Genomic DNA, 6,121 nt, shown 5'->3' with positions numbered 1-6,121 from the left:
CCAACGCATTGTCGCCGCTGGTTTCGGAACTCGGCCTACGCTTCATCTATGCCGTGCTGTTCCTGTCGACGCTGTCGTTCCTCGGCCTTGGCGTGCAGCCACCGGACGCCGACTGGGGCGGCATGGTCAAGGAAAACAAGGATGGCATCGTCTTCGGCATCGCGGCCGCGCTTATCCCGGCGGCGGCGATCGCCCTGTTGGCGATTTCCGTCAACCTGGTTGCCGACTGGGTGCTCAACCGGACGACCAGCCTCAAGGGAGGACGCGGGTGATGGCCGACACCAAAGCGAAATCAGGCCTGCTGCTCGACATCCGCAACCTGCGCATCGAAGCCACCGTCTTCCCGCCCGGCGAGCCGCCAAAGAACATCGTGTTGGTGCACGATGTCTCGCTGACGCTTGAAAAAGGCAAGGTGCTCGGCCTGATCGGCGAGTCCGGCGCCGGCAAGTCGACCATCGGCCTGTCGTCGATGGGCTATGGCCGCGGCGGCGTGCGCATCACCGGCGGCGAGGTGATCCTGAACGGCCGCGACATCCTCAAGGGCGGCAAGGACGGCTTCCGCAAATTACGCGGCCGCGAGGTCTGCTATGTCGCGCAATCGGCGGCAGCCGCCTTCAACCCGGCGCACCGGCTGATGGACCAGGTGGTGGAAGCCACGCTGCTGCACGGTACGGCAACGCGGGCCGAGGCCGAGAAGCGCGCGGTTGCGCTGTTCAAGAAGCTCAGCCTGCCGAACCCTGAAACCATCGGCGAGCGCTTTCCGCACCAGGTTTCGGGTGGCCAGTTGCAGCGCGTGATGACGGCGATGGCGCTGTGCTCCGAGCCGGACCTGATCGTCTTCGACGAGCCGACAACGGCGCTCGACGTGACGACGCAGATCGACGTGCTGGCGGCGATCAAGGATGCCATCCGCGACACCCATGTCGCTGCGCTCTACATCACCCACGACCTTGCCGTCGTCGCCCAGGTCTCAGACGAGATCATGGTGCTGCGCCATGGAAGGCTGGTCGAATGGGGCGGCACAAGGCAGATCATCAAGGAGCCGCGCCAAGAATACACCAATGCGCTGGTCTCGGTGCATGAGATCGAGCATCAGGAGCAGAAACCCGGCACGTCGCCATTCCTGTCGGTGAAGAACGTCACCGCCGCCTATGGCCGCAGCGACATCAAGGTGCTGAAGAACGTCTCGGTCGACATCTATCCGGGTCAGACGCTGGCCGTCGTCGGCGAGTCAGGCTCCGGCAAATCGACGCTGGCACGCGCCATCACTGGCCTGCTGCCGCCCGAACAGGGCACCGTCACCTTCGACGGGCGTCCGCTGGCAAATCGGCTGGTTGACCGGCCGAAGGAAGATTTGCGCCAGTTGCAGATGATCTACCAGATGGCCGACGTGGCGATGAACCCGCGCCAGACCGTCGGCACCATCATCGGCCGGCCGCTCGAATTCTATTTCGGCATACGCGGCCGCGAGCGCGACAGGCGCGTCGCCGAACTGCTCGACAAGATCGAGATGGGCAAGGGCTTTTCCGACCGCTATCCGGCCGAACTTTCCGGCGGCCAGAAACAGCGTGTCTGCATCGCCCGATCGCTTGCCGCCAAGCCGAAGCTGATCATCTGCGACGAGGTGACCTCTGCGCTCGATCCGCTGGTCGCCAACGGCATCCTCAAGCTGCTGCTCGATTTGCAGAAGGAGGAGAACGTCGCATACCTCTTCATCACGCACGACCTCGCCACGGTGAAGTCGATCGCCGATTCGATCGCGGTTATGTATCGCGGCGAGGTGGTGCGCTACGGCCCCAAGAGCCAGGTGCTAAGCCCGCCCTTCGACGCCTACACCGACCTGCTGCTCTCCTCGGTTCCAGAGATGGAAATCGGCTGGCTGGAAAAGGCAATCAAGGGACGGCGCATGACCAGCGCGGGCAACTAAAGCAATTCGGGGAAACTGGAACCGGTTCTCCCAGAAGAAGCGCATGGCGCTTCCCCTGGGAATTGCACCAGACCAAGCCGCCACATGGGGCGCCGGCGACCGTCATCCGGATGCAACACAAGAGCGCCAAACGTCCTTCGGGACGAGCGCTGCTCGCACGACTTTTAAAACAGGGGTAGGACATGAAGACTGAACTCGATTATCTCGCCGAACTCGCAGGTCAAGGCCGGATATCGCGCCGCGCCTTTCTTGGGCGCGCCGCCGCGCTCGGCGTGTCGGCAGCGCTGATACCGGCATTGGCCGGCAAGGCTTTCGCCCAAACGCCGGTCAAGGGCGGCACCATCAAGGCCGGCCTGCAGGGCGGTGAATCGACCAACAGCCTCGATCCGGCACTGAACCTCAGCCAGGTTACCTTCAGCTTCGGCAAGCTTTGGGGCGAGTATCTCGTGCGCCTCACACCGGACAACAAGCTGGTCAACCTGATTGCCGAGGAGATTGGCGCCTCGGCCGACGCCAAGACTTGGACAATCAAGATCCGAGACGGCATCGAGTTCCACAATGGCAAGACGGTCGGCGCGGAGGATGTTGCCGCCACCATCGAGCGCCATGCGGACGAGAAGTCCAAGTCCGGAGCACTCGGCATCCTCAAGAACATCAAGGGCGTCAAGGCGAGCGGCAAGGAAGTCATCGTCACGCTCGGCGACGCCGATGCCGACTTCCCTTATCTGATGGCCGACTACCATCTCACCATCCAGCCGAATGGCGGCAAGGACGATCCGAATGCCGGCATCAGCGCCGGACCCTACAAGGTCAGCGTCAACCAGCCAGGCGTGCGCCATGGCGGCGAGCGTTTCGCCAATTACTGGCTGGGCGACAAGGCCGGCCATGCCGACCAGGTCGAGATCATCGTCATCAATGATGCGACCGCACGGCTTGCAGCCCTGCAGGGCGGCCAGGTGCACATGATCAACCGCGTCGAGCCGAAGGTCGTCGATCTCGTCAAGCGCATCGCGGGCGTCTCCATCGAGAACGTCTCGGGCAAGGGCTACTATCCGTTCAACATGTTCTGCGACACCGCACCTTTCGACGGCAACGATCTGCGCATGGCGCTGAAGCTGGCCATGGACCGCGACGAGATGCTGGAAAAGATCCTGCGCGGCTATGGCTCAGTGGGTAACGACTTTCCGATCAACGAGGCCTATCCGCTGTTTTCCCCCGACATCGAACAGCGCAAGTTCGATCCGGACAAGGCGGCGGCAGCCTACAAGAAGTCAGGCCACAGCGGCTCGATCGTGCTGCGCACCTCGGACGTCGCCTTCCCGGGCGCGGTCGATGCCGCACAGCTCTATCAGCAGTCCTGCGCCAAAGCCGGCATCAAGATCGAGATCAAGCGCGAGCCCGGCGATGGCTACTGGTCGGAGGTCTGGAACAAGCAGCCTTTCTCGCTCTCCTACTGGGGCGGACGCGCCACGCAGGACCAGATGTATTCCACCGGCTATGTCTCGACAGCCGACTGGAACGACACGCGCTTCAAGCGGCCGGAATTCGACAAGATGCTGTTTACCGCGCGCGGCGAGCTCGACCAGGCCAAGCGCCAGGCGATCTACCACGACATGGCAGTGATGATGCGTGACGAAGGCGGGCTGATCGTGCCCTTCTTCAACCAGTTCATCGACGCGGCCGCCACCAGCAAGATCGGCGGCTATGCCAAGAGCCCTATCGGCGAAATGATGGACGGCTACGCGCTTGCCGAGTGCTGGCTCAACGCTTGAGCGGACTCTGATCGTCCGATTTCATCTATCAAGAACGCCGTGTGCTCAAGACGGCACACGGCGTTCCCGTTTCAACTGCCAACCGCATGGAGCAGCCCGTGGCGCTCAAGTCCAAGCTTCTGCTGATCATCCTCGACGGCGTGCCTTACCGGAACTGGCGCCGGCTGATGGGCAATCTCGAAGGCTGGGTGCAATCGGGCGAGGCGCGCGTCTGGAAGATGCGCTCGGTGCTGCCGTCGACCTCGGCCTGCTGCTATGCGTCGATCCACACCGGGGTCTCACCGCAGGTGCACGGGATTCTCTCCAACGAGAACCGGTTCCGCGTCGAGCAGCCCGATATCTTTTCCGAAGTCAGCAAGGCAGGCGGCAAGACGGGGGCGGTGACGCATTCCTACTGGTCGGAATTCTTCCGCGCCTATCCGTTCGACGTGGTCGAGGACATGGAGTTCGACGAGCCAGGCGGGTCGATCACGCATGGCCGCTTCCACACCATGACCGGTTACAATCTTCGCAACCAGATGACGCCGAGCGATGTCGACCTGTTCGCGACGCTGACGATGCTGACGAAACGCCATGGCATCGACTACGGCATCCTGCACACCTGCACGCTGGACTCGATGGGACACCGCTTCGGCCACGACTGCCACGAGATGGACCATGCCGTCTATGCGATGGACGGGATGCTGGCCGCCTTCCTGCCGCGCTGGATCGAAGCCGGCTATGAGGTGATCGTCACCGCCGATCACGGCCAGACCGATCGTGGCCATCATGGCGGCCATGACGACGAGATGCAGGATTTCGCGCTGTATTATTTTGGACAAGGTAAGGGTCCGCAGGCCGACGCGCTGCTCGACCAGCTGCAACTGGCGCCGACAGTGCTGAGCCGGCTGGGTGTGGCAATACCGGAGACGATGAAGGCTAAATCTTTCTTGGAGTGAGCGGGCGCGCAGAACTCTTCCCTTCCCCCCTTGTGGGGGAAGGGAAGACCCTGCCTCTGGCAACACTTCCTTACTTCGGTTAGCCTCCCAAAAATTCCTTGGCGGAGGATGAACCTTTTTGGACCGATCAGCGACAGAGCAGACAGGAGCCAGGCGGCTCGACCGGCCATGACGGCAGCGACGGAGACCGATCGCGCTCTCGTCGACCGGGTCGCGAAAGGCGACCGTGCCGCCGTGCGGCTCCTGTTCATGCGTCACCACGCGCGGGTCTACCGCTTCGTGGCGCGCCAGACGGGATCGGAAATGATGGCCGACGATATCGCCAACGAAGTCTTCCTCGAGCTATGGCGCCAGGCGCCCGGCTTCGAAGGGCGTTCCGAAGTCTCGACATGGCTGCTCGGCATCGCCCGTTTCAAGGCGCTGTCCTTTCTGCGCAAGAAGAAGGAAGACTGGATCGACGACGAGGCCGCCGCCGCGGTGCCCGATGGCGCGGACACGCCGGAAGTCGTCACCATGAAGGAAGACAAGGCCGCCGCCCTGCGGCGCTTCGTCGACGCCTTGCCCGAAGAGCATCGCGTGGTCATCGATCTTGCCTATTATCACGGACAGTCGGTGAGCGAGATCGGCGAGGTGCTCGACATTCCGGTCGCCACCGTCAAGACCCGGATGTTCTACGCCCGCAAGAAACTCGGCGAGGCCATCAAGGCCGCCGGTTACGACAGGGGGTGGCCATGAGTGCCGCTGAAAAGATGTCGCGCCGCGACGAAATGGAAACGCTGCTGCCATTCTACCTGAACGGCTCGCTGGAAGGTTCCGACCTGGAAGCGGTCGAGGAGTGGCTGGCCAGCGATCCGGCCGCACTTGCCGCCCTTGGCGAGGCTGAAGCCGAATTCTCCGGCGCCACGGCCGCCAACGAAGCAATCCGGCCGCCGACCGATGCGCTCAGCCGCTTTGCCAAGGCACTCGACGCCGAGGCCGGGCCTGCGCGCAAGCCGGCAGGATCGTCGTGGCTGGCGCAGGCCTGGGGCCGCTTCATGGCGGTGCCGGTCGGTGTCGCCTGGGCAGCAGCCGCGGTTCTGCTGGCCCTGGTCATGGTGCAGTCGTTTGTCGAACCCGGCGGCAAGGGCAATGATTTCGAGATTGCCGGCGCGGAAAACGATCCGGCGAAAATGCCGTTCGCCCTGGTCAAGTTCAAGCCGGATGCCAAGATGTCGGACATATCCGCCTTCCTCGGCAGCAGCGGGCTGAAGATCATCGGCGGACCGACCGCCGCCGGCGTGTTCCGGCTTGGCATCCCGGCTGCCAACGCAGCCGACTACACCAGGCAAATCGACCTTGTTGCCGCCCAGGCTTTCACGGAAACTGTGATCGAGGGAAGGAAACCCGTTGATGGCGGCTGAGGCGGTCATTCGATTTGCGGCAGTGCTTGCGACGGCGATGGCAATCGTCGTGCCCGCGTCGGCGCAGACCAACGACCCCAATCC

General features: G+C 63.2%; 6 protein-coding genes. All 6 read left to right on the top strand.

Translation table 11 applies throughout. From position 1 onward, the window contains the following. The coding region (locus EN750_RS14870; RefSeq protein WP_127396867.1) for an ABC transporter permease subunit at nucleotides 1–272 on the top strand (272 nt) is incomplete at its 5' end. After that, nucleotides 272–1,927, top strand: a complete 1,656-nt coding sequence (locus EN750_RS14865; protein WP_127396866.1) for an ABC transporter ATP-binding protein — start codon at nucleotides 272–274, stop codon at nucleotides 1,925–1,927. The genes EN750_RS14870 and EN750_RS14865, both read left to right, overlap by 1 nt. 182 nt (nucleotides 1,928–2,109) lie before the next feature. Further along, nucleotides 2,110–3,699, top strand: coding sequence for an ABC transporter substrate-binding protein (locus EN750_RS14860; RefSeq protein ID WP_127396865.1), 1,590 nt, complete (start codon nucleotides 2,110–2,112; stop codon nucleotides 3,697–3,699). A 98-nt stretch (nucleotides 3,700–3,797) separates the two neighbouring features. Then, a complete protein-coding gene (locus EN750_RS14855; RefSeq protein WP_127396864.1) occupies nucleotides 3,798–4,637 on the top strand; it encodes an alkaline phosphatase family protein in 840 nt (279 codons plus the stop codon). 168 nt (nucleotides 4,638–4,805) lie between these two features. Then, complete coding sequence (locus tag EN750_RS14850) at nucleotides 4,806–5,372, top strand: sigma-70 family RNA polymerase sigma factor (RefSeq protein ID WP_127396863.1); 567 nt, start codon at nucleotides 4,806–4,808, stop codon at nucleotides 5,370–5,372. Then, nucleotides 5,369–6,037 carry an anti-sigma factor gene (locus EN750_RS14845; RefSeq protein ID WP_127396862.1) on the top strand — a complete coding sequence of 223 codons (669 nt, stop codon included), beginning with the start codon at nucleotides 5,369–5,371 and terminating at the stop codon, nucleotides 6,035–6,037. Before EN750_RS14850 ends, EN750_RS14845 begins: the two co-directional genes overlap by 4 nt. Nucleotides 6,038–6,121: the final 84 nt, after the last annotated feature.

This window comes from Mesorhizobium sp. M7A.F.Ca.ET.027.03.2.1, from assembly GCF_003999175.1.
Lineage (GTDB): Bacteria > Pseudomonadota > Alphaproteobacteria > Rhizobiales > Rhizobiaceae > Mesorhizobium.
Note: the sequence above shows the minus strand (reverse complement) of the source record. Positions and strands in the feature narration are given on the sequence as shown.